Genomic DNA, 20,114 nt, shown 5'->3' on the forward strand with positions numbered 1-20,114 from the left:
CTGGCGAAATGAATATAACCACCTTCGCCCACACAGTTCTCTGGATAATTTGACGCCGGCAGAATACGCCATGAAAATCTCAGGTGATTACTAACTTTCTATCTGGACGGCTTTTGGGGGCAGGTCAGATTTGTACAGCATTTAATGTTATTATTTTAGAAAGTCTTAATTATAGTTTAGCTAAAAAATAGTGATTCCCATAACATTAAGGGGGCATTTGAATGGATCGAATTTATCCAATTGTACCGGAATTAAAAGAGTGTGTATTGGCATTCAGCACCAACGACAAAAAGCAAACAGAACATATTCTTATCGGAGAATTGCAAGAAATCCGAGCCGCATTGAATGGCTCCAATACCGCTCGGATTTTGTCGGAAACAAAAAGACCTATTGGATCACTTATCGCTGACTGCTGTCACTCGATTCCCGGAGTAATGAGTGATATTCGGGTTGCACTAAGTACTGAGGAATCCTCTCAGAATTTAGAATTCTGGAATAATTCCATAAATGCATTGAATCAGCTTTACAATTCCAATAATGAAAGCTTCAAATTTTTCGCGCTTAGAGTCTGGCAGGAATACAAAATCAGAACGAAAAATTCAAGGCGTAATACAGATGATATGTCCTTTTTTATAAATTTTATAGAGGATTTAACTCTTCCTGTCCGTTTATCGTTGGAAAGTATCATTCAAAAAGGACAAAGTGGTTTAAGCGATTCCCCATTAGACTATTTTGATAATACGCTTCTGAATGGAAGTGCAAAGCTTTTCTATAACAATGAAAACGGTGTTCAAGAATATATTGTTGCAGATACTGATTTAATGCCGGTTGTGATATATTCACTCAAGCATATATACAGCACTCATCAGTATTTTCAGCGCTGCAAAGTTTGTAACAAACTGTTTTTGGCTCATACTGCCAACATACCAACTTTATGCAGCGATAAATGCAGACGCACTCAAAGCCGATTAAATAAAAGAAAGTATGACAAAGCTAAGAAAAATATTTCGTATGAGAAAGATTATAAAAATAGCTATATGTACTGGTACAACAAACTGGAAAAACTTAAAAAGGCTAAGGTTGTTAATTATGAGCCATTCGAAAAAGCATTTCAATCTTTTTGTATGGACGCAAGGGTTAAAAAAAGAGCCGTCAAAGACGGCAGCCTTTCCGTCTCAAGTTTTAACAGCTGGATGCTTGCTCAGAGAACAAAGGCGGATGAAATTATGTCTCAGCTTTTAGCGGGACAATCCCATATTGAAAAATAAAAATCGGGACAAACATTTCTAGGCTGAAAAGCTTAGAAGAATGATTGTCCCAAATGTACCAACTTATTTTCACTATATTACATATTACAACAAGAGAGGAGAGCACTTATGCCCAAAAAAGGAATCAATATTTACCATCGGAAAGACGGCCGCTGGGAAGGACAATATTACTATGATATCAATCCTAAAACCGGTCGGCGTCGAAAAATATCACGATATGGACAAACAGGAAAAGAAGCCAAAGAAAAACTGCTCAGTGCAATCAATGAGATTAAATCGGGCACTTATGTAGAAAAGAGCAAATTAACTCTAGAGGGTAGGCTCAATCAATGGCTGGAAGTATATGCACGTCCCAAAGTAAAGCAATCGTCTTATATTAATTATCGTTTATACATAACCAAACATATCTCTCCCAATATCGGCAAATTAAAGCTGGCTGATCTTCGTGTTGATTTGCTTTAACAATTTTTCAATGAAAAAGCCGAACATGGCAGGCTGGATGGCAAAGGCGGCCTTTCCGAAAAAACTTTGCGAAATATGTATACCATGTTTTCCACCGCGCTAAAGCAGGCCTATGAAAACAGCTTAATTAATAGAAATTTTGTCGAGTTTGTAAAGTTGCCAAAGGTAACAAAAAAGGAAATGCGGATCCTGTCCCTTTCAGAAGAACAGAAACTTTTGACCACAATTAAGGCAAGCGATGAACGGTATAAAATCGGTATTCTGATTTGCCTATGCACAGGAATCCGTGTGGGCGAACTATGTGGACTTCAGTGGCGGGATATTGACGAGGTGACTCACGTTCTTTCCATTCGGCGAACTCTCAACCGCCTACCAGCCATGGATCAAAGCAAGAGGAAAACCGAGCTGGTTATCGGAATCCCCAAAAGCGACAAATCTATTCGTGATATTCCTTTGCCCTCATTTTTAATTGACGATTTAAAGGCATACAAAGCTCAGCGTGATAAAGAAAAAGTAGCTGCTGGGGATATTTATGACGAACGGGGCTTTATCATTTGCAATGAAATTGGTCGGCCAATTGAGCCACGCACCATGGAAGATGTCTTTAAACGGCTTTTAATCTCTGCAGGGGTGGCCAATGCCAATTTTCACGCGATGCGCCACACTTTTGCCACCAGAGCCGTTGAAAGCGGCGTTGACATAAAGACCCTGAGTGAGTTGTTGGGACACGCAGACGTAAGCACAACGCTAAACCGGTACGCTCATTCACTGGATGAACAAAAGCGCAAGGCAATGGCATTGATGGAGGGGTTGTACCAATAAATTTATGCTATTCATGTTTCAATATTTCTCGTCTTTACTGTCAGAAATTTATTTATCTGATTTTACAAGCACTTTTTTGACCGTCAAATTTACCGTCAAACAGCCTTTTGGGTATATTACTGAAAACACGAAAAAACCCAGCAGCCGCATGGCCACTGAGTTTTGTTTGGTTGCGGAGGCAGGATTTGAACCTACGACCTTTGGGTTATGAGCCCAACGAGCTACCGGACTGCTCCACTCCGCGATATTTATTTGTGCATCCTCACTAAGCCTTACTGTAGGGCCTCATTTAGAGTGCTTAAATATAATACCATCTCACATACGGAATGTCAAGACTTTTTCTTAAAATTTACTGTTTCAGCCGGCTGAAAAAACTAAAACATGCAAAGCAAGGGGAATTATGGCAAGAAGAAAATCCACGTGCAGTGCAAAGTCTAATGATCGAGGAAAGACGTTTGCATCTCCGGTTCTCAATTCTTGAAATGCCTAAGAACGAACGGCGGGTTTTCGAGCGCTCCGGCAAAAGGCCGGCCAAACGCACCGATTCGGTTTGATCGAAATTCCGGACAGCCGCTTCAATTTTCTTTTCCGTCAGATTACCAAACTCCCCACAATGAAAGCCCGGAATGGATGTTGCTTTAAATTCTGCACAGATTGAGAAGTCGCTTCTTGCTTATGATTTATTAAAAATAAACAAGCGCACCGACAAATTGATTTACCCATGGCACGCGAGTGTTTATGATTCCAATTATCTTGGGGTATTTTGAATGGCGTTTGTCAAAAGCGGAACTACCTGCTTTTTGCGGGAAACCACACCTTCCAGATAGACCTCGTTGTCCCTTGGTTCCGCGCCAAAGGCGTCGCGGATCAGGTCTTCTTCCCTGCCGAAATACAGCAGGTGGGAACTTTCCTTGACGATGTCGGTCATCATCAAAAGCAAAAGGCTGTAGCCCTTTTCCTGCTGCACCTTTTTCATATGTTCCAAAAGGCTGCCTTTCAGGTCCTTCACATTTTGGGGATCGCCGGCGTTGATCTGCCCGATGCCGATTTTATACCGGCTCAGATTATAATCTTTAAAATCGTTATAAAGGATCTGATCCGGGTTCATATCCGCAAGCGAGGAACCGGCCTGAAACATCTCGGCCGCAAACCGGTTGGGGTCCACACCCGCAATCTCGGCCAACTGCGACACCGTCTCGCGGTCAAGGTAGGTCGTCGTCGGAGATTTCAGGTTCAGTGTATCCGAAAGAATTGCGGCACAGAGGATTCCGGCAATTTCTTTTGTCGGACGGATTCCGTTTTCCACATACATGTTGGCAATCAGCGTCGCCGTACTGCCCACCGTGTCATTTCTGAAATAAACCGGCGAACCGGTCTGGATATCTCCGATTCTGTGATGGTCGATGATTTCCAAGATTTCAGCCTGGTCAATCCCGTCGACCGTCTGAGACATTTCGTTGTGATCCAGCAGGATCACTTTTTTCTTTCTCGGCGAGATCAGATGGTAACGGTACACAAATCCCTTTACGGTCCCGTCGTCGTCGACGATAGGATAGCTGCGGAAGCGGGTCTGGAGCATTTTGTCCCGGATATAATCAATAAAATCATGAACGTTAAAGCAGATCAGATTATTTTTCGTCATCACGTATCCCACGGGGATGCTCTGGTTGATCAGCCGTGCGGCGGTAAACGTATCGTGGTTTGTTTCCATCACAATACAGCCCTTCTGCTCCGCAAGTTCCAGCACATCTTTATCGACGTGCCCGCCGCAGGTCGCGATCAGGCAGCTGACGCCCGCCTTCAGCACCTTCATCTGACTGTCCTTGCGGTTGCCGACCAGCACGATGTCGTTTTTCTCGACAAAAGGCTCCAGACTGTCGGGCGCCATGGTTGCGATGACCACCTTGCCCGCGGAACGGAACACATCGTCAATGTTCCCGCAGACCAGACGGGCGTTCAGGGTTTCCGTCACGTTGCGAAGCGGCGTGTGGCTTTTGGAAAGTACGTTATTCCCCTGCGAAGCCATGTAGCTGTTGGTAATGTCGGAAAGCGAGATAATTCCAAGCAGCTTTCCCGCATCGTCGGTCACGGGAAGAACCTGCCGGTTGTTTTTCTGCATGATGTTCCAGGCCGTTTTGATTGAAATATCCTCCGAAACGGGTGGAATCACATCCAGATCCAGATCGGACACCTGTGTTTTCACGGTCTTCAGATATTCCGGTTCCTTGACTCCGAAGCGTTCCAGCACAAATGCCGTTTCTTTGTTAATTTTGCCGATGCGAACCGGAACCGCCTGAACTCCCAGCCTCTTTTTCAGCTCGGCATAGCCAATGGAGGAGCAGATGGAGTCCGTATCGGGATTTTTATGTCCTGTGATATAGACGGATTCGTTCATTTTCAGTACCTCTTTTTAAAATACCTTATCGCGGCGCACAAACCGCCCGGGCAGGCGGATGGGCGGCTAAAGAACTGTTCTACTAGAATAAATCATTTTTTTGCCCCAGTCAAGCGCGAAAGAGCAACATACATGCATTTTTACAAATGCTTTTGTGCAAGTTTTCAATTAACGGCCGAACCAAACGGCATCAGGGCAAGTTTTGCAATTTTAAAGCACTGCATTCCAAACGGAATTCCAACAACCATCATACAGAACAGCGCGCCGACGGCGGCCGCTTCCACCGCAAGCGCAAAACCGCCGAAAACCAGCCAAAGGAGATTCAAAAGCAGGGAACCCGCTCCGCCGCCGTACCGGATTTCTTTTCCAAACGGAAAAAACGCCAGCTCCGCGAATTTGAAGCATTGAACGCCTACCGGAACGCCGACGACCGTGACGCACCATAAAATACCGACCGCGAGCCAGCTAAGCCCCATCACACACCCGCCCAGCAAAAACCAAATTGCGTTGCCGACACATCCCATACGATTCCCCCCGTAACTGCGCCTCACATCGAGACGTCGTTCCCGATTCGATATGAATTATGAAAGATCGAGGTCCCAGCGTTCCTCAACGACGTCATTTCCCCATTCCGGGTTTTCACGAGTCGCAGTCGAAATAAAACCGCGGCTTTGATAAATCCCCCCCGCGGTTTTCAGATCACTGATCGTTTCCAAATATACGTGCCGGTAACCGGTCTTGCGGCAGAATTCAAGCGCTCCGTCGATCAGCTTCCCTCCAAGGCCCATTCCTCTCGCGAAGGGTTCCAGAAGAAAGAAACGCAACTGCGCCGTATCCTTCCCGGCGTCCGCGATTGCGATACTGCCGACCGGCCTGCCGCCTATCTCCGCAATCCACATGCTTTCACGCTGCCGGTCACAGTGCAGAAAAAAGCCGGGGATTATCTGCTCGACATACCCGGCAAACAGGGAGGACAGTCCATATTCCTCCACATAAAGGCTTTTGTGGCGGGAGAGAACGTAATCAAGATCGCTGTCGCGGAATCTACGGATTTCCGCCGGACAAACCGTTTCGGAAAACTCTTTTCGGATCACGGACATCGAATCCAGAACTGCCTGAAGCTCTTCTAAATTCAGATTTCGGATCATTTCAGAAATTCGGCTGTCGGACGCACGGTTCAGCTCCCGCATCGCCTTGTTTCCCTGTTCCGTCAGGCTGATATAATGAATCCGGTTGTCCCGCTCCGACTTTTCGCGGACGATCAGCCCGTCCCGCTCAAAGCGTTTCAGGATCCTGCTCATATAGCTGCGGTCAACGGACAGCCGGGCCCCCAGCTCGTTCGCGGTGCAGCGGTCCATCCGGCTGATTTCAAGCAGTACTCTTGCTTCCGTCAGGGAAAAACTGCTGTTCAGGATACTCCGGCTGAGCAAACCCGTTAGCTGGGTATAAAAACGGTTGAAGCTTCTGATCTTTGAAACGGCGTTCTTTTGATCTTTCATGTTTATCTCCTTTCCACATTGCATTATATCATTTTTAGTTGACAAAATCAACTAATTTTCATTCTGATACAACATTTCAATATGTTCGATTCCATCTTCCAGATAGACCGGCGAACAGGGCGTGAAACCGGCCTGACGGTAAAATTCCCGCAGGTGCGCCTGCGCTTCAATTCGGATATTTCCCCCTCCGGTTTCCTTTACAAAACGAACGGCGCGATTCAGCATCTCGCGGGCCAGTCCGGAGCCCCGGCAGTCCCTGCGGACCAACACCCGGCCGATCGAGTGTTCCGGAAAAGTCTGCCCGCGGTCAAGAATCCGCAGGCAGGCACAGATTTTTCCCTGCGCGTCACACCCGAACAGCTGAAACGATTGGCTGTCCCTCCCGTCCACATCCGGATAAGGGCAGCTCTGCTCCACCACAAACACCTCGCAGCGAAGGCGAAGGATATCGTAAAGCTCCTGCAGCGTCAATTCTTCAAACCGTTTTATCGTCCATTCCATTCCTTCATATCCTTTCCAAAGGGCTCGGTCCGTTTTCATTCATTATATTCCAACCGCGTACTCTTTTCAACGCGCAGCAACGCCGGCAGGCTGGTGCTTTGTTTAACGCAAAGAGCCGCCCCCCGTAAAAAGGAGCGGCTCCGGCCGGATTCTATGTTTGTTATTTGCCGACGCCGAGTTTTTCCAGAAGACAGCTTCTTATCACCGCGGCGCATTTGTCCCTTCCAATCCTGGAGCTGTTCAGACAAAGGTCGTAATTAACCGGGTCGTTCCAGTCCTTTCCGGTATAGAACTTATAGTACTCCGCGCGGTAGCGGTCGGTGGTTTTCACATCCTTTTCCGCAGCCCTGCGGTCCAGATGCGCGCGGTTTTCAATCGAGCCGACACAGTCTTCAAACGGCGCGCGGATCCCGACGCTTAATACGTTTGGGTAATCTTTCAGAATGTCGTCCGCCGCGCGCCCGATGACAACAAACGACTCCGACTCCGCAAGCCTCCGCAAAATTTTGGCCTGATAGTTGAAAAGGTTTACGTCTGAAACAAACAGCCTGTGTTCCGGCGAAAGGACGTTGCCGATGTGCTGCCTTGCCTGCAGCAGCCGGAAGATGTTCATCCTGAGCTTTTCGTCCGCCAGATGAAACAGTTCCTCGTTGATTCCGCTCTGGACGGAAGCCATTTGCAAAAGCTCTTTGTCAATCAGCCAGATTCCCAGCTCCTTCGCAAGCTGAATCCCAATCTGTTTTCCTCCGCTGCCGTATCCCCGCGCAATCGTAATCACATAATTGCCCATTTTCACCCCCGTAAACCGCTTTTCCGGAATCTCCTTACCCGGAGACTTCCCTTTGCGGCGCCGCTGTTTTCGGCGAGCGGCAAGCCGGATTTTCTTTGCCAGTACGGTTTTGCAATAAAAAGAAAAGGGCGCATTGAAATAAATCACCTTCAATGCGCCCTTACATTTTATTGATTTTTTTGATTCCATATGCTTTATTTTACCTTCCGCCTTTTTACATGTCAAGCAAAAAAAGCACTCGCCGGAAAGATTTCTTTCAGCCGCTATTTGGTCCGGTCGTTCAGGGTGTTTAAAAAATCACCCGCTGTTTTGCCGCTGGTTTTAATCGCCTGATACAATTCGGACATTTCCTCTTTTTCCTTCTTTGATAAAAGGGTCTTTCGCTTTTCCCGGGCAAGGGATATTTTCTGTTTATAGCGTTCCACTTCGCTGTCAAGTTTTGTAATTTGCTCTTCAATCGACTGCGTTCCGATTCTGCGCCCTCGCGGCATAGAACCCCCTCCTTCTAATTTAAATATCACTATTAATTCTATACCTGTTTCCGCCATTCTATTCGGAATCTAATTAAAAAATAAAGAATAATCCATGCTTTATAGGGCAAACTCCGGCAAAAAAAGGCCATGCGGTGAAATTCCGCATGGCGCCTGTTGATTTTACGCTCAGGATTCCCGGACGATAAAATCCTTAAGCCGATTCAATATTTCTCTGTCGTCGGAATGTATATTCAGTTGAACCGGTTTCTTTAAATCGATGCTGAAAATCCCCATAATAGACTTTGCATCAATAATATGAACCCCTTCGATCAGTTCGCACTCCACATTTTCTTTGGAGATAATCGAGGAGAATTTTTTCACCTTTTCAACACTGTCAATCAATACCTTTACAGTAATCATTATTCACCGCGCTTTCTCTCTTTTCATTGAATTTCACGTTGACCCGATCGATAACATTTTGCTTAAAATTAATGACTTTGTGATCATATTCCTGATTCATCAGCGTGGAATGGATCATAAAATCGGCGGTCGCTTTATTGTTTGCAATCGGGATGTCATAAACCTGCGCAATCCTGAGCAAAGCTTTCACATCCGGATCATGCGGCTGCGCTTCAAGCGGATCGGAAAAAAATATTACAAAATCAATGCTGCCCTCCACTATTTTGGCACCGATCTGCTGGTCGCCCCCCAGAGGTCCGCTGTTGTACCCTTTGACCGGAAGACCGGTTCTTTCCGCGACAAGCCTGGCCGTCGTTCCCGTTCCGCACAGGAAATGGTTTCTGAGAATTTCCTGGTTTTCCGCACACCAGTCGATTAATTCCTTCTTTTTTCCGTCGTGGGCGATGAGCGCGATTGTTTTCTGTTTTCCGATCGTAAATGTGATAAATTCTTCATTCATATTTTTCACCCGTCTTCAATTTACTTTTTGAATTGACTCCACGATTCCGGGTTCCGCAAACAGATTGCATCGCCCGGAGTTAGAGTTCCCTGTTTCAGCGGAACTTGTCCTTTTATCTTTCATTATAAATGTTTTGTATGGAAAATCAATAAAAATTTTTAAAAAAATTTGTGAATTTTTTAGTAAGTCCATTAAATCAACCATTCCAGCGAACCGTGCCGAGTCTTTTTTCAGCTTTTGGCTTGTCTCCGGGCAAACAGGAGAATCAGCATACCGGTCACCCCTCCGCAGAAATCCAGCAAAACGTCTGAAACGCTGCTGCCCCTGCCCGGAACAAACCTCTGAATGAATTCATCGCAGACCGGAACCAGCAAAAGAAAAAACAGATCCGCAAAAAGCAGTTCCCGTTTTGCGGAACGATAGGCGCGGAGCGTTGCCGTCATCAGCGTCCCGGAAACGAAATATTCCGCAAAGTGGGCGGTTTTACGAATCATATGTTCTGAAACTGCCGCCGGTATTCTCATTTTGGAGAGAGCATTGTTGGCGAGATCTGTAACAAAGCGGCTTTGTTCGCCCGACTGGGACGCGGGAAACATGGAATTGTGAAAAATAAAAAGAACAAAACCAACCGTCGCGATGACGAGACCCTTGCGTTTCATAGATTCATCCTTTCGCTTTTTGCCGTGCCGCGTGACGCCTGTTTTCCGCACCGCGGCGGACATTCCCTGTCCATGATATGATGAAAATTCTTTCGCCATTCCTGAGATAAGAAAAACCGTTTGCAGACCGGCAGGCCTAAAACCATTTTTTCTTTTTAAAATAGCAGACCATCGCACCCGCGACCGCAAGCATGAGCGCCCAGACCGCCCCGTACCCCCATCGAAGCCCCAGCTCCGGCATGTATTTGAAATTCATTCCGTAAACTCCGGCGAGAAAAGAAAGAGGAATGAAAATGGTTGAAATGATGGTCAGAACCTTCATAATCTCGTTCAGGCGGTTGCTGGTATTGGATAAGTGCAGGTCGGTCAAGCCGGAAAGCAGTTCCCGGCACGTTTCCGTTGTATCAATCGCCTGAACGATATGATTGTAAACATCGCGGAGATACGGCTCCGTTGTCGCGCGAACCAGCTCGGTCGATTCTTTTCCCATCAGGGAAGCGACGTCCCGCAGGGGCCAGATGTTCCTGTTGAGCTTCAGAAGCGTTTTTTTAAATTCGCGTATTTGCAGCAGATGTTCCTGTGAATTGCTCTCCATGATTCGTTCTTCCAATTCGTCGATTTGATCGCTCAGAGTTTCAAGAACATCGAAATAACCGTCCACAATCGCGTCCAGCAGTAAATACATCAGATAATCAGGTCCGCAGGTCCGCACATGTGCGCTCTCATTCTCAAGAAAGGAGCGGATCCGGCCGAATACATCCCCCTTTGTTTCGCCTAACGTGATGACATAACGGTAGCCCAGAATAAAATTCATATGCTCCGAAACCAAAGAATCGCCCGCATAGTAGATCATCTTCGCCACGATATAAAGAAAGTCTTTATATTCTTCAATTTTCGGACGCTGATTCCTGTTTCGGATATTCTCAATAATCAGCGGATGGATTTGAAACGCGTCCCCGAGAGCCCGCAATAAACCGTCTTCGCACTGCGCGTCCACATTGATCCATCGCACGCCGCCCTCCGGAATGACCGAGAGCCCGGCAAGATCATTCGGGTCCGCCGTTTTCAGATGATACGCCCGGTAGTTCTGAGCGTCATAATCGATGATTTCAATAGCCTCACATTCGTTCCGACCGTTTGTCCCGTCCTCCGGATTTTTTTTAAAATCCATCTTTACACCCTGCTTCCCGGCATCCATAAAACTTGTCTATTGCTATATTATACCACAATGCCAAGAAAAAGACATGTCGTGCTCGATGGCCGCCGTCACGCTTTTCGCCTGATTTGCATATTATATAAACTGGGGGTTCCGCACGTTTTGAACGGCCCGTCCACCCGACGCCGGCAGACTGGTACCCAAACGACAGCATAAAATCTGGCAAAATGAACCCTTTGATGATATAATCGCCGTAGGAAAGCATAATCTATCAGGAAAGGCTTTTGTTACAACGGCCCTTCTCTACAAACGGAAGAGACCGTTTTGCATAAAAGCCTTTGAAATTGAGAGGTCCGGGAGGGATATCTATGAAAAAATGCCTGATACTCTATGATTCTTACCACCATGGAAATACGGAAAAAATTGCGCGCGCGATGGCAGAGCAGGCAAACGCCAAAATCTGTACGATTGACAAGGTCCCGACGGTCCGTACGGAAGAATACGAAATCATAGGTTTCGGAGCGGGAATTGCATACGGCAGACCTTACGACAAAATGCTGAAAGCGGCGGCGCGGTTCAGTCTGCAAGGGAAAGCGGTGTTTGTGTTTTCTACAAGCGGGATGGGAAAGGCTAAATATAACTCCGCGCTCATTGAACTGCTGAAAAATGCGGGGGCATCCTTAGTTGGTTCCTTTGCCTGCAAAGGCTATGACACGTATGGGCCGATTAAGATGGTAGGCGGTATCGCAAAGGGCCATCCTGATGAAGAGGACGTTGCCGCGGCAAAGCAGTTTATTCAGCGAATTGTAGTTTCGTAACATTTAAATCAAAAAGGGAAATTATTGATCATGCCGCTGCCTCGATTCTCGAAATATATTCGCAAATCAGGATAAAATAAGGACACACAATCTTTGTTAATTCAATCGGAGGTTTAAGGATGTATTATTCCAGCGGTAACTATGAAGCATTCGCGCGCCCTGAAAAGCCGGAAGGAGTCGACAGCAAATCCGCTTACCTTGTCGGTTCCGGGCTGGGCGCCATTGCGGCGGCATGTTTCCTTGTCCGCGACGGCCAAATGGACGGGGAAAAAGTGCATATTCTTGAAAAAGACCCGATTCCCGGCGGGGCCTGCGACGGATACCATTATGACAACCTCGGGTATGTGATGCGCGGTGGCCGTGAAATGGATAACCACTTCGAGTGCATGTGGGACCTGTTTCGGTCGATTCCGTCGATCGAAACAAAGGGCGTCAGCGTTCTTGACGAATACTATTGGCTTAATAAGCACGACCCCAATTACTCGCTGATGCGCGCCACGGTGAATCAGGGAGAAGATGCCGGAACCGATGGCAAATTCGCGCTTTCCGACAAAGGCGCCCTGGAGATCATGAAGCTTTTCTTTACACCGGAGGAAGATTTGTATGAGAAACGAATCGATGAAGTCTTCGATGAAGAAGTTCTGAATTCGAATTTCTGGATGTACTGGCGCACGATGTTTGCTTTTGAGAACTGGCACAGCGCGCTGGAAATGAAGCTGTATCTCAAACGGTTTATTCATCACGTCGGCGGCCTGCCGGATTTCAGGGCGCTCCGTTTCACAAAGTACAATCAGTATGAGTCCATGATCCTCCCGATGATCGAATATCTGAAATCATACCACGTTCAGTTTCACTATCTTACCAAGGTTGTAAACGTGGAATTTGACATTCGGAAAGATAGAAAAATCGCGAAACACATTCTCGTCGAACGGGACGGAAAAGAGGAACACATCGATCTGACCGAAAACGATCTGGTCTTTCTCACCAACGGCGGCTGTGTCGAAAATTCTTCCCTTGGGGACCAGAATCACCCCGCGCCGTTTCATGCGGAGATTAAAAAAGGCGGCGGATGGGACTTGTGGCGGAAGATCGCCGCGCAGGACCCGGCCTTTGGCCATCCGGACAAATTCTGCTGCAACCCGGAGCAGAGCAACTGGATGTCCGCCACCGTGACGACGCTGGATGACCGTATTCCGCCTTATATCCGGAAAATCTGCAAACGGGACCCTTTCAGCGGCAGGGTGGTTACCGGGGGCATTGTTACCGCCAAAGACTCCAACTGGCTGCTCAGCTGGACCTTTAACCGTCAGCCGCAGTTCCGGGATCAGCCGGAAAACCAGCTGGTGGGCTGGATTTACGGGCTGTTCACCGACAAGCCGGGCAATTATGTGAAAAAAACAATGCGTGCGTGTACGGGCAAAGAAATCTGTATGGAATGGCTGTACCATATGGGCGTGCCGGTAAGCGGGATCGATCATTTGGCAGAAAACAGCGCCAACACCGTGCCCTGCATGATGCCCTATATCACCGCCTTTTTTATGCCCCGCAGCGCAGGCGACCGCCCCGCCGTCGTACCGCAGGGCGCCGTGAACTTCGCGTTTCTGGGGCAGTTTGCCGAAACGGCGCGGGACACCATCTTTACGACGGAATATTCAATCCGTACCGGGATGGAAGCGGTCTACTCTTTGCTGAGGATCGACCGCGGCGTGCCGGAGGTTTGGGGCAGCGCCTATGATCTCCGCGATTTGCTCAGCGCAACCGTCCAATTACGCGACGGCAAAAAAATCACGGATATGGACCAGGGGCTCATTGAAAAACTGGCGCTGAAAGCAATTTTGAAAAAAGTCGGCGGTACCGATATCGAAAAGCTGTTGAAGGAATATCATGTGATCTGATTTTTGATGGAATAAAAAAAGGAAATATCCTGTGCAGCCCGCGTCCTATTTCGGATTCTCTCTGGTAAAAGCTCCTTTTTTGTTAATAAACAAGAGTAAAACCGCAAGCCACGCGAATCCCGCGAGGAATCCGCCGACAACGTCGCTGGCATAATGAACGCCGAGGTAAATCCGGCTCAGACCGATGAAAAGGATCAGAATCATGAAAAGCGCCGAAAAAAGCTGCTTCCACGGCTTTTTCAGGAAGATGACGCACAGATAGATCAGATAACCGTAAAAAGCCGCGCCGATCATGGAGTGCCCGCTCGGAAAGCTGTATCCGCCGGCGTGGACCAGCACTAAAATATCCGGCCTTGTACGATGAAAAAATGTTTTGAATAAAAGATTCATCCCGGCAGAAACAAAAAGGTTCACGGTCATGATTTTTGTGTAATACAGAACGCGTTTCCTTTGAAAGGAAACGGCCCAGAATACCGCCAGAATCGATACCAGAGTATACGAAGCCCCTGAATCCGAAAGAAGCTTGATCCAGACGGTCAGGTCCGGCGAAATAAGCGTCCTCAAGTTGCGGTAGATCAGGCTGTCGAATGGACTGAGCCCGTTTTCCAAAAGCTCCGAAGCCCATAGGATAAAAGCGACCGCAAGAATACCAAAGGCGGCAAATAAAAGCTGCTCCGTCTTTAAATACTTTTGAATCAAGCCCTGTGCGTTGTGCCTTGCCGAGGCGAGACGTTTCATATTCCACCTGCCTTATCATGTTTTTTCATAACCCGCGCTTCCGCCTAAATGAAACACCCGGTCCCCCGTGTATCAGGCCGGGCCGCGACGCTCATCGAAGCCGTCGCGTGATCCCTGGGGAAAGAGATGGACTTGCGCAATCCGCCCTCCGGGTTGAAGTTTAGAATTATATTATGAACATTCAGATTAAAATAATGTTAAAAATGAATTCTTTGTCCGGCCATCCCGCCATGTTCATAAGGAAGATTCGCGGACGGGACCGGACCGTAACGCTGACTCAAGCGAAGGAAAACCTTGAATTTCTGTCATGAGAGTGGTATAATATACTATATTATATACCGTAGAGTCAAAGAGGGCTTCCTTTTCACAGGGAAGCCCTCTTTTTCGTCGGTTTTAAGAATCTGAATTAGGGGGAATGTCAAATGTACAAAGACATCTGCACCGTGTCGGTTGTCACCTTTAACGCGGCATGGGGCCAAAAAGAGGTTAACTTAAACAGAATCAAGGGATACATGGAATGTGCCGCCAAAAAGGGAAGCGATTTTGTTGTTTTTCCGGAAATGGCCTTGACCGGGTATGACGATGAACCCGACAAGCCGCTGAAAGAAAAAATGCAGTATCGGCTGGCGGAAACCATTCCCGGGCCGTCAACGATGGAAATAGAGAAACTTGCGAAGGACCTTGGTATCTATGTGGTCATGGGAATGCCTGCCAGAGACGAGCGGAATTCCGACGTGATTTATAACGCGCTCGCGGCTTTTTCACCGGAAGGTCTCACCGGAGCCTATCACAAAATGCACCTGCCTCCCCCGGAGCCGAACTGGGCGACGCGGGGAGATAAACCGTTTATCCTGGAGACTCCCTGGGGCCCGGTCGGATGCGCGATTTGTTACGATTCATACTGTTTCCCGGAATTGATGCGTTATTATGCCTCAAAGGGATGCAGACTGTACATTAACTCGACCGCGCTTGCCAAGTGCCACGGCAGGTGCCTGGGCACGTCAACTCTGGAAGCCGCCGTCATCCGGGAGGGAATCTATATCGCTTCCGCAAACCTTGGAGGACTGGATGTGGATAATTACTTCTGGGGCGGCAGCTCCATTATGGGCCCAAGCAGAAAGACATGGGAGACCTATTATTATGCCGGCCGTAAATTTGCGGATGAATGCGCCGATGAATCGGAAATGTTTACGGCTACCATCGATCTTTCCCTGGCGACCAGATTTTTATTTAAACAGAATCCTGCTGTAAACGGGACCGACTGGAGACCCGACAAATATATTGAGCTGTTTCAGGACAGCCTCTCCAGCCCGGACTATGGAAAATAGGCATCGGAAGCCACTGCATGTATCAGAAGAAGACGGTACCAACCGGCAAAACCGGGAGGTGCCGCCTTTTTGATTTTGTCTTAGCCCCGCGCATCGTTACGGAATATTTGTAGCATAGAAAAATAAAGGGATATTAATTGATATAATCAAGATGGAAATAATATCTTGAAAACAAACAGGTTCCTGTAACAGAGGCTCCAGTTAACGATGGATTTCAAGGAGGTAATTATTATCACACTGATCCTATTAATAATCGGCATCAACATTGTCTATGTTTCCATCAATACCCTGCGTACCATTCTTGTGATTAAAGGGCAGCGTCTTTTCGCTTCCGTGATTTCGGTTTTTGAAGTGGGGGTCTATCTGTTTGGGCTTACGATCGTGTTGAAAAATCTCGACAAGCCGGTTAACATAATCGCTTACTGTATCGGTTACGGCGCGGGCGTTTATATTGGCAGCCTCATTGAGCAATACCTTGCGCTGGGGTATGTGGAATTTCAAATTATCGTCGATTCCGTGGAACAGGATCTGCCGCGTCTTTTACGGGAAAAAGGATACGGCGTGACCTCGTGGAACGGGGAGGGGAAAGACGGCCTACGGCTGGTTCTGCGTGTTTTGGCCAAACGGAGCAATGAAAAAAAGCTGATGAAATATTTGAATGAAATTGCTCCCAACGCCTTTGTGATCTCTTATGAACCGAAAAATTTCATCGGCGGGTTCTGGACAAAAAACATACGGAAGTTTTGAATTGTTTTCGATTTTTGCCGCTCGGAGAGCTTGCTTCCGGGCGGCGCTTTTTCATGGGTTTCGGCGGATCCGGCTTTTAAGAACCGCCCGCGGGCCTGTAAGAAAAAGGCAGCGCTGCCGGTGCGAAAGCGGGTATACCGCTCCCATGAAAATTTCAAATTTTTTTAAATTTATGTTAATTATCTAATATACAGGATTTTGTGACCGATACATATTATATAAATGAAAAAATCGAGGGATAAAAATTGCTAAAATTATCACACAAACCAGGATCCACCAAAAAATCAATTAAAAGAACTCTTCTGATTCAACTGATTGGTTTTGCAGCGCTGATTAGTATTCTTTGCGGCGTAGTAAATTCAATCATTCTTTACCAAACTGCTACGGACAACATGCAAAAAAGAATCAGCGAAAGTGCGACTGCATATAACCACTCGGTTCAAAACGCAATCTCGACTTATAAAGCGGAAATTGAGTCGATCGCAGCGGACCCTATCATTACGGATATGAGCAAGACGGATCAGGAACGAGAAAATCAAAGGAACGCTTTGGCTAAAAAATATGGATTCGATTCGATTGTAGTGACAGACGCCGCGGGAAACACATCAAATGGTGCCCATGTTGCCCAGCGCGAATATTTCCAGCAGGCGATGGCGGGCAATACATATTTTTCCTCTACTCTTGTCGGGTCGGTAACTAAAAAAACAGAATTGATTATCGCGACAAAGGCCGACAACGGACAATATAACGGCGTTGTTTACGGAATGCTATTGAGCGATATCTTCAGCAAAATGATCAGCGATGTTTCGATTGGTCAAACCGGTTATGGCTTTATGGTTGACAAAGACGGAAAAGTGATTGCACACAAAGACCAGTCGGTAGTGACGAAATTTACAAATTATATTGATATGGCAAAGAAAGACGGCGCCTATTCCAGCGCCGCCTCCGCAGTCCGGAATATGATACAGGGCAAATCCGGGACGCAGTCCTTTCAATTAGAAGGCAATGACTTAACGCTTAGCTATCAGCCGATTCCGGATACGGACGGATGGTCGATCGGCGTTGTGGCAAAGACCTCTGAAATGCTGCAGAACTTTTATATTTCCATTTTCATTACATTGATTTTGATGATCCTCTTTATTCTCTTGTCGATCTTTATGGCGCTGAGAATCGCAAACCCGCTTGTCACGCCGATCATCAGTCTGGCGCACAGAGTCGAACAGCTTGCGGACGGTGATTTGCACTCCGAGGTTCCGCAGGTTGACGCGCAGAACGAAATCGGTGTGTTGTCGACCTCGTTTAGGAGCACGGTTCAGACGTTAAACGATTATATTGAAGAAATTTCGCAGGTATTAAATCACCTGGAGCGAGGGGACTGCACCGTAACCGCCGTCCGGGAGTATCAAGGGGATTTCATACAAATCAAAAATTCCCTGCAAAACATTGTTTCAAACCAGAATATCATTTTCGGCAAAATCAGGCTGTCTTCCGAACAGGTGGCTAACGGGGCAAGCCAGATATCCGATGCCGCGCAGTCTTTGGCACAGGGCGCGACTGAGCAGGCGAGCTCCATTGAACAGCTGTCGGCTTCTATTACTGAGGTGAATACAAAAGTGAATCACAACGCCGACAACGCCGCGACGGCAAATGAGTTTTCAATGAAAGCATCCGCCGAAATTGAACAGGGCAATCAGCAGATGCAGCATATGGTTGACGCAATGAGTGAAATCGACGAATCTTCCAGCCAGATACAGCAGATTATTAAGGCGATTGAAGACATCGCGTTTCAAACCAATATCCTCGCGCTGAACGCAGCCGTGGAAGCGGCGCGCGCGGGCTCTGCGGGGAAGGGCTTTGCGGTTGTAGCGGAAGAAGTCCGCAACCTGGCAAGCAAAAGCGCCGACGCCGCGAAAAACACTTCAAATTTGATTGCGGCCTCTTTGACAAGTGTCGGCAAGGGAAAAGAAATAGCGGATAAAACCGCAAAATCGTTTGGCCTTATTACGGAGCTGGTTGAAAAGGTCGGCGAGCTGGTGAATCATATTTCATCGGAATCCAACGAACAAGCAGCCTCCATTCACCAGATCATGTTGGGCATTGATCAGATTTCCGCGGTTGTTCAAACGAATTCCGCTTCCAGTGAGGAAAGCGCAGCGACCAGCGAAGAGCTGAGCGGACAGGCACAGGAGCTGAAAAACACACTGGCCGCCATCAAGCTGAAAGATTCTTCAAACAATTAAAGTCATCAGGGACAAAATTTCTCTGAATCCCTGAAAAACGGTAAAAAATGAGGCGGAATGCTGCGAATACAGCATTCCGCCTCAAATTTCATCACGCCGTCGGACCTGTTTTCTCATGCGCGGATTCTTCACGAAATATGTACGGCCACGCCGTTTACCTCGACTCCTTCCTCCGCGCGGATTAAAATATATTTGGCGCCGTCGATGACCCGGGTTTCCACCAGGTCGCCGCGCTCCGGGTTTACGCGGATCGTCACGTCGGGGGTGCGGACCTCCAGCTGCTTCATGTCGATCAGATTCCGCGGACTGACCTGAGTATCGGAGCCAAACTCTTCGTCGTATTTTTCTTCAAACGCGGTTACGCAGGTCTCGGAAAGTCCGCAGGAAGCAAGGACTCCTTTTACCGTGCCCTTTGAAACGACCAGCGGTTCTTTCTCTTTGCTTGCCTTGTGCTCCTCGATCATTTCGGATAATTGCTCGTGAACCGCCTGAACGACTTCCAGACTGCATTCTTCCGCGACGGCCTCGCCCAGGATCGACTGAAAGGTTTCTTTCTGGACGGCGGCCGGCATCGGGATTTCGCTTTTAAACACGGTATCAACGAACTCCGCGTGGTTTTCCTCAATATTACGGGAATAATAGAGGGCGCTGTAGATGTTGGCGCTGCGGTCATCGAAAGCCGGGAACAGGAAGCCCAGCTCCGGGGGAGAAACAACCCAGTCCGCCGTAATATTGCGGAAGGTGTTTTCGGAGACATAATACCCGAGCGCGGGTTTTCGCGGCTTTACCGGACAGATGCTGCACAGAAAATAGGAATAGACCTCCGAAGAGTTCTCCTGTGCTTCTCCGTCCTTCGCATAGAAAGGAATGTCGTACTGATCCGACGCCAGAAGAATCAGATAATTTCCTTCCATTCCAAGGGTTTCGATAATACGGCCGTAGAATTCGCGCACGGCGGCGTCATCCTTCAGCGCGGATTCTCTGAGCGCCATGAGCAGCTTGTGCTCCTCGCCCTCCAGAACCTGCCGTGTCGCAAACTCAATATCAATTAAATTTTTTCCGACCGTGCCGGACAGCGTTTTTTTCAAAATCGCCAGAAGCTCTTCGGACTCCTCCTGAGGCATCAGGCCGAGCGGCTGGCTGAACTCTGAAACAATTTCTCTCTGATCATTGACATAGCAGCCGCGAATCCGGGTAATATTGCTTTTGTCCGGACGAAAGCGGCGGCGGATTTCCGCGATTTCTTTTTCGTTCATTCAGATCCCCGTTTCCTATCTTTATTATTGTCCTGAATTTTTATTATAGGATGAAAAAACGATTTTGTCATCCTGCCCTGCCCCTTGCGTCCGTAAAAAGAAAGCGGTATGATAAAACGGAATCAGGAAAAATATACCGAAACGGGGG

The 20,114-nt window shown here is 47.6% G+C and carries 21 protein-coding genes and 1 tRNA gene; 9 read left to right on the plus strand and 13 right to left on the minus strand.

Features of this window, described 5'->3' with window-relative positions:
- The 4 genes from CAFE_RS20745 to CAFE_RS17600 form a co-directional block, all read left to right on the plus strand.
- Positions 1-94, plus strand: a 94-nt coding sequence (locus CAFE_RS20745; protein WP_139104008.1) for an integrase core domain-containing protein, incomplete at its 5' end; no start/stop codon positions are given.
- Between the two features lie 127 nt (positions 95-221).
- On the plus strand, positions 222-1,268 hold the full coding sequence (locus CAFE_RS17590) for a hypothetical protein (protein ID WP_156991351.1): 1,047 nt from the start codon (positions 222-224) through the stop codon (positions 1,266-1,268).
- Between the two features lie 108 nt (positions 1,269-1,376).
- A complete protein-coding gene (locus tag CAFE_RS17595) occupies positions 1,377-1,730 on the plus strand; it encodes a tyrosine-type recombinase/integrase (RefSeq protein ID WP_156991352.1) in 354 nt (117 codons plus the stop codon).
- A gap of 84 nt (positions 1,731-1,814) precedes the next feature.
- A complete protein-coding gene (locus CAFE_RS17600) occupies positions 1,815-2,552 on the plus strand; it encodes a tyrosine-type recombinase/integrase (RefSeq protein ID WP_166525176.1) in 738 nt (245 codons plus the stop codon).
- Positions 2,553-2,719: 167 nt separating this feature from the next.
- On the opposite strand, the gene CAFE_RS17605 is transcribed toward CAFE_RS17600, so the two are convergent.
- The 11 genes from CAFE_RS17605 to corA all read right to left on the minus strand — a co-directional run bounded on the left by CAFE_RS17605 (position 2,720) and on the right by corA (position 10,959).
- Positions 2,720-2,796: transfer RNA gene (locus tag CAFE_RS17605), tRNA-Met, on the minus strand.
- 504 nt (positions 2,797-3,300) lie between these two features.
- Positions 3,301-4,947 (minus strand): putative manganese-dependent inorganic diphosphatase, encoded by a 1,647-nt coding sequence (locus CAFE_RS17610; RefSeq protein WP_066646087.1) that lies wholly within the window; start codon positions 4,945-4,947, stop codon positions 3,301-3,303.
- Between the two features lie 164 nt (positions 4,948-5,111).
- Positions 5,112-5,471, minus strand: coding sequence for a YccF domain-containing protein (locus tag CAFE_RS17615; RefSeq protein WP_156991354.1), 360 nt, complete (start codon positions 5,469-5,471; stop codon positions 5,112-5,114).
- 57 nt (positions 5,472-5,528) lie between these two features.
- Positions 5,529-6,446, minus strand: a complete 918-nt coding sequence (locus tag CAFE_RS17620) for a bifunctional helix-turn-helix transcriptional regulator/GNAT family N-acetyltransferase (RefSeq protein WP_156991355.1) — start codon at positions 6,444-6,446, stop codon at positions 5,529-5,531.
- Between the two features lie 51 nt (positions 6,447-6,497).
- A complete protein-coding gene (locus tag CAFE_RS17625) occupies positions 6,498-6,986 on the minus strand; it encodes a GNAT family N-acetyltransferase (protein ID WP_233452864.1) in 489 nt (162 codons plus the stop codon).
- Positions 6,987-7,107: 121 nt separating this feature from the next.
- A complete protein-coding gene (locus CAFE_RS17630) occupies positions 7,108-7,884 on the minus strand; it encodes a cytidylate kinase-like family protein (RefSeq protein WP_321173065.1) in 777 nt (258 codons plus the stop codon).
- 116 nt (positions 7,885-8,000) lie between these two features.
- The gene (locus CAFE_RS17635; RefSeq protein ID WP_066646085.1) at positions 8,001-8,228 is read right to left on the minus strand and encodes a hypothetical protein; all 228 of its coding nucleotides are present in this window, start codon (positions 8,226-8,228) and stop codon (positions 8,001-8,003) included.
- A 168-nt stretch (positions 8,229-8,396) separates the two neighbouring features.
- On the minus strand, positions 8,397-8,630 hold the full coding sequence (locus CAFE_RS17640; protein ID WP_066646083.1) for a PTS sugar transporter: 234 nt from the start codon (positions 8,628-8,630) through the stop codon (positions 8,397-8,399).
- Positions 8,605-9,129, minus strand: a complete 525-nt coding sequence (locus CAFE_RS17645; protein ID WP_228725002.1) for a methylglyoxal synthase — start codon at positions 9,127-9,129, stop codon at positions 8,605-8,607. The genes CAFE_RS17640 and CAFE_RS17645 overlap by 26 nt, the downstream gene beginning before the upstream one ends.
- Positions 9,130-9,359: 230 nt before the next feature.
- Positions 9,360-9,788 (minus strand): VanZ family protein, encoded by a 429-nt coding sequence (locus CAFE_RS17650; protein WP_166525177.1) that lies wholly within the window; start codon positions 9,786-9,788, stop codon positions 9,360-9,362.
- Between the two features lie 136 nt (positions 9,789-9,924).
- Positions 9,925-10,959, minus strand: a complete 1,035-nt coding sequence (corA, locus tag CAFE_RS17655; RefSeq protein WP_066646081.1) for a magnesium/cobalt transporter CorA — start codon at positions 10,957-10,959, stop codon at positions 9,925-9,927.
- A 353-nt stretch (positions 10,960-11,312) separates the two neighbouring features.
- Here corA and CAFE_RS17660 point away from each other — a divergent pair, with 353 nt between their 5' ends.
- Together CAFE_RS17660 and CAFE_RS17665 are read left to right on the plus strand one after the other, a co-directional pair.
- Positions 11,313-11,762: a flavodoxin family protein gene (locus CAFE_RS17660; RefSeq protein WP_156991357.1), complete on the plus strand. Its 450-nt coding sequence runs from the start codon at positions 11,313-11,315 to the stop codon at positions 11,760-11,762.
- 119 nt (positions 11,763-11,881) lie between these two features.
- A complete protein-coding gene (locus CAFE_RS17665) occupies positions 11,882-13,657 on the plus strand; it encodes an oleate hydratase (RefSeq protein ID WP_156991358.1) in 1,776 nt (591 codons plus the stop codon).
- 45 nt (positions 13,658-13,702) lie between these two features.
- On the opposite strand, the gene CAFE_RS17670 is transcribed toward CAFE_RS17665, so the two are convergent.
- The gene (locus CAFE_RS17670) at positions 13,703-14,395 is read right to left on the minus strand and encodes a phosphatase PAP2 family protein (protein ID WP_066646077.1); all 693 of its coding nucleotides are present in this window, start codon (positions 14,393-14,395) and stop codon (positions 13,703-13,705) included.
- 422 nt (positions 14,396-14,817) lie between these two features.
- Here CAFE_RS17670 and CAFE_RS17675 point away from each other — a divergent pair, with 422 nt between their 5' ends.
- The 3 genes from CAFE_RS17675 (at position 14,818) to CAFE_RS17685 (ending at position 18,710) form a co-directional block, all read left to right on the plus strand.
- On the plus strand, positions 14,818-15,723 hold the full coding sequence (locus CAFE_RS17675) for a carbon-nitrogen hydrolase family protein (protein WP_156991359.1): 906 nt from the start codon (positions 14,818-14,820) through the stop codon (positions 15,721-15,723).
- 207 nt (positions 15,724-15,930) lie between these two features.
- On the plus strand, positions 15,931-16,470 hold the full coding sequence (locus CAFE_RS17680; RefSeq protein WP_066645891.1) for a DUF2179 domain-containing protein: 540 nt from the start codon (positions 15,931-15,933) through the stop codon (positions 16,468-16,470).
- Between the two features lie 392 nt (positions 16,471-16,862).
- Positions 16,863-18,710: a methyl-accepting chemotaxis protein gene (locus CAFE_RS17685; protein WP_156991360.1), complete on the plus strand. Its 1,848-nt coding sequence runs from the start codon at positions 16,863-16,865 to the stop codon at positions 18,708-18,710.
- Positions 18,711-18,838: 128 nt separating this feature from the next.
- On the opposite strand, the gene CAFE_RS17690 is transcribed toward CAFE_RS17685, so the two are convergent.
- Entirely contained in the window at positions 18,839-19,966 is a 1,128-nt protein-coding gene (locus CAFE_RS17690; RefSeq protein ID WP_156991361.1) for a DUF4317 domain-containing protein, read from the minus strand.
- Positions 19,967-20,114 lie beyond the last annotated feature (148 nt).

Source organism: Caproicibacter fermentans (assembly GCF_009746625.1).
GTDB classification, from domain to species: Bacteria; Bacillota; Clostridia; order Oscillospirales; family Acutalibacteraceae; genus Caproicibacter; species Caproicibacter fermentans.

What these genes read in the sequence shown, in the direction of transcription:
- CAFE_RS17590 (WP_156991351.1), top strand. Translation starts at nt 222, where the DNA reads ATGGATCGAATTTATCCAATTGTACCGGAATTAAAAGAGTGTGTATTG.
- CAFE_RS17595 (WP_156991352.1), top strand. Translation starts at nt 1,377, where the DNA reads ATGCCCAAAAAAGGAATCAATATTTACCATCGGAAAGACGGCCGCTGG.
- CAFE_RS17600 (WP_166525176.1), top strand. Translation starts at nt 1,815, where the DNA reads ATGTTTTCCACCGCGCTAAAGCAGGCCTATGAAAACAGCTTAATTAAT.
- CAFE_RS17610 (WP_066646087.1), bottom strand. Translation starts at nt 4,947, where the DNA reads ATGAACGAATCCGTCTATATCACAGGACATAAAAATCCCGATACGGAC.
- CAFE_RS17615 (WP_156991354.1), bottom strand. Translation starts at nt 5,471, where the DNA reads ATGGGATGTGTCGGCAACGCAATTTGGTTTTTGCTGGGCGGGTGTGTG.
- CAFE_RS17620 (WP_156991355.1), bottom strand. Translation starts at nt 6,446, where the DNA reads ATGAAAGATCAAAAGAACGCCGTTTCAAAGATCAGAAGCTTCAACCGT.
- CAFE_RS17625 (WP_233452864.1), bottom strand. Translation starts at nt 6,986, where the DNA reads ATGAAAACGGACCGAGCCCTTTGGAAAGGATATGAAGGAATGGAATGG.
- CAFE_RS17635 (WP_066646085.1), bottom strand. Translation starts at nt 8,228, where the DNA reads ATGCCGCGAGGGCGCAGAATCGGAACGCAGTCGATTGAAGAGCAAATT.
- CAFE_RS17640 (WP_066646083.1), bottom strand. Translation starts at nt 8,630, where the DNA reads ATGATTACTGTAAAGGTATTGATTGACAGTGTTGAAAAGGTGAAAAAA.
- CAFE_RS17645 (WP_228725002.1), bottom strand. Translation starts at nt 9,129, where the DNA reads ATGAATGAAGAATTTATCACATTTACGATCGGAAAACAGAAAACAATC.
- CAFE_RS17650 (WP_166525177.1), bottom strand. Translation starts at nt 9,788, where the DNA reads ATGAAACGCAAGGGTCTCGTCATCGCGACGGTTGGTTTTGTTCTTTTT.
- corA (WP_066646081.1), bottom strand. Translation starts at nt 10,959, where the DNA reads ATGGATTTTAAAAAAAATCCGGAGGACGGGACAAACGGTCGGAACGAA.
- CAFE_RS17660 (WP_156991357.1), top strand. Translation starts at nt 11,313, where the DNA reads ATGAAAAAATGCCTGATACTCTATGATTCTTACCACCATGGAAATACG.
- CAFE_RS17665 (WP_156991358.1), top strand. Translation starts at nt 11,882, where the DNA reads ATGTATTATTCCAGCGGTAACTATGAAGCATTCGCGCGCCCTGAAAAG.
- CAFE_RS17670 (WP_066646077.1), bottom strand. Translation starts at nt 14,395, where the DNA reads ATGAAACGTCTCGCCTCGGCAAGGCACAACGCACAGGGCTTGATTCAA.
- CAFE_RS17675 (WP_156991359.1), top strand. Translation starts at nt 14,818, where the DNA reads ATGTACAAAGACATCTGCACCGTGTCGGTTGTCACCTTTAACGCGGCA.
- CAFE_RS17680 (WP_066645891.1), top strand. Translation starts at nt 15,931, where the DNA reads ATGGATTTCAAGGAGGTAATTATTATCACACTGATCCTATTAATAATC.
- CAFE_RS17685 (WP_156991360.1), top strand. Translation starts at nt 16,863, where the DNA reads ATGCAAAAAAGAATCAGCGAAAGTGCGACTGCATATAACCACTCGGTT.
- CAFE_RS17690 (WP_156991361.1), bottom strand. Translation starts at nt 19,966, where the DNA reads ATGAACGAAAAAGAAATCGCGGAAATCCGCCGCCGCTTTCGTCCGGAC.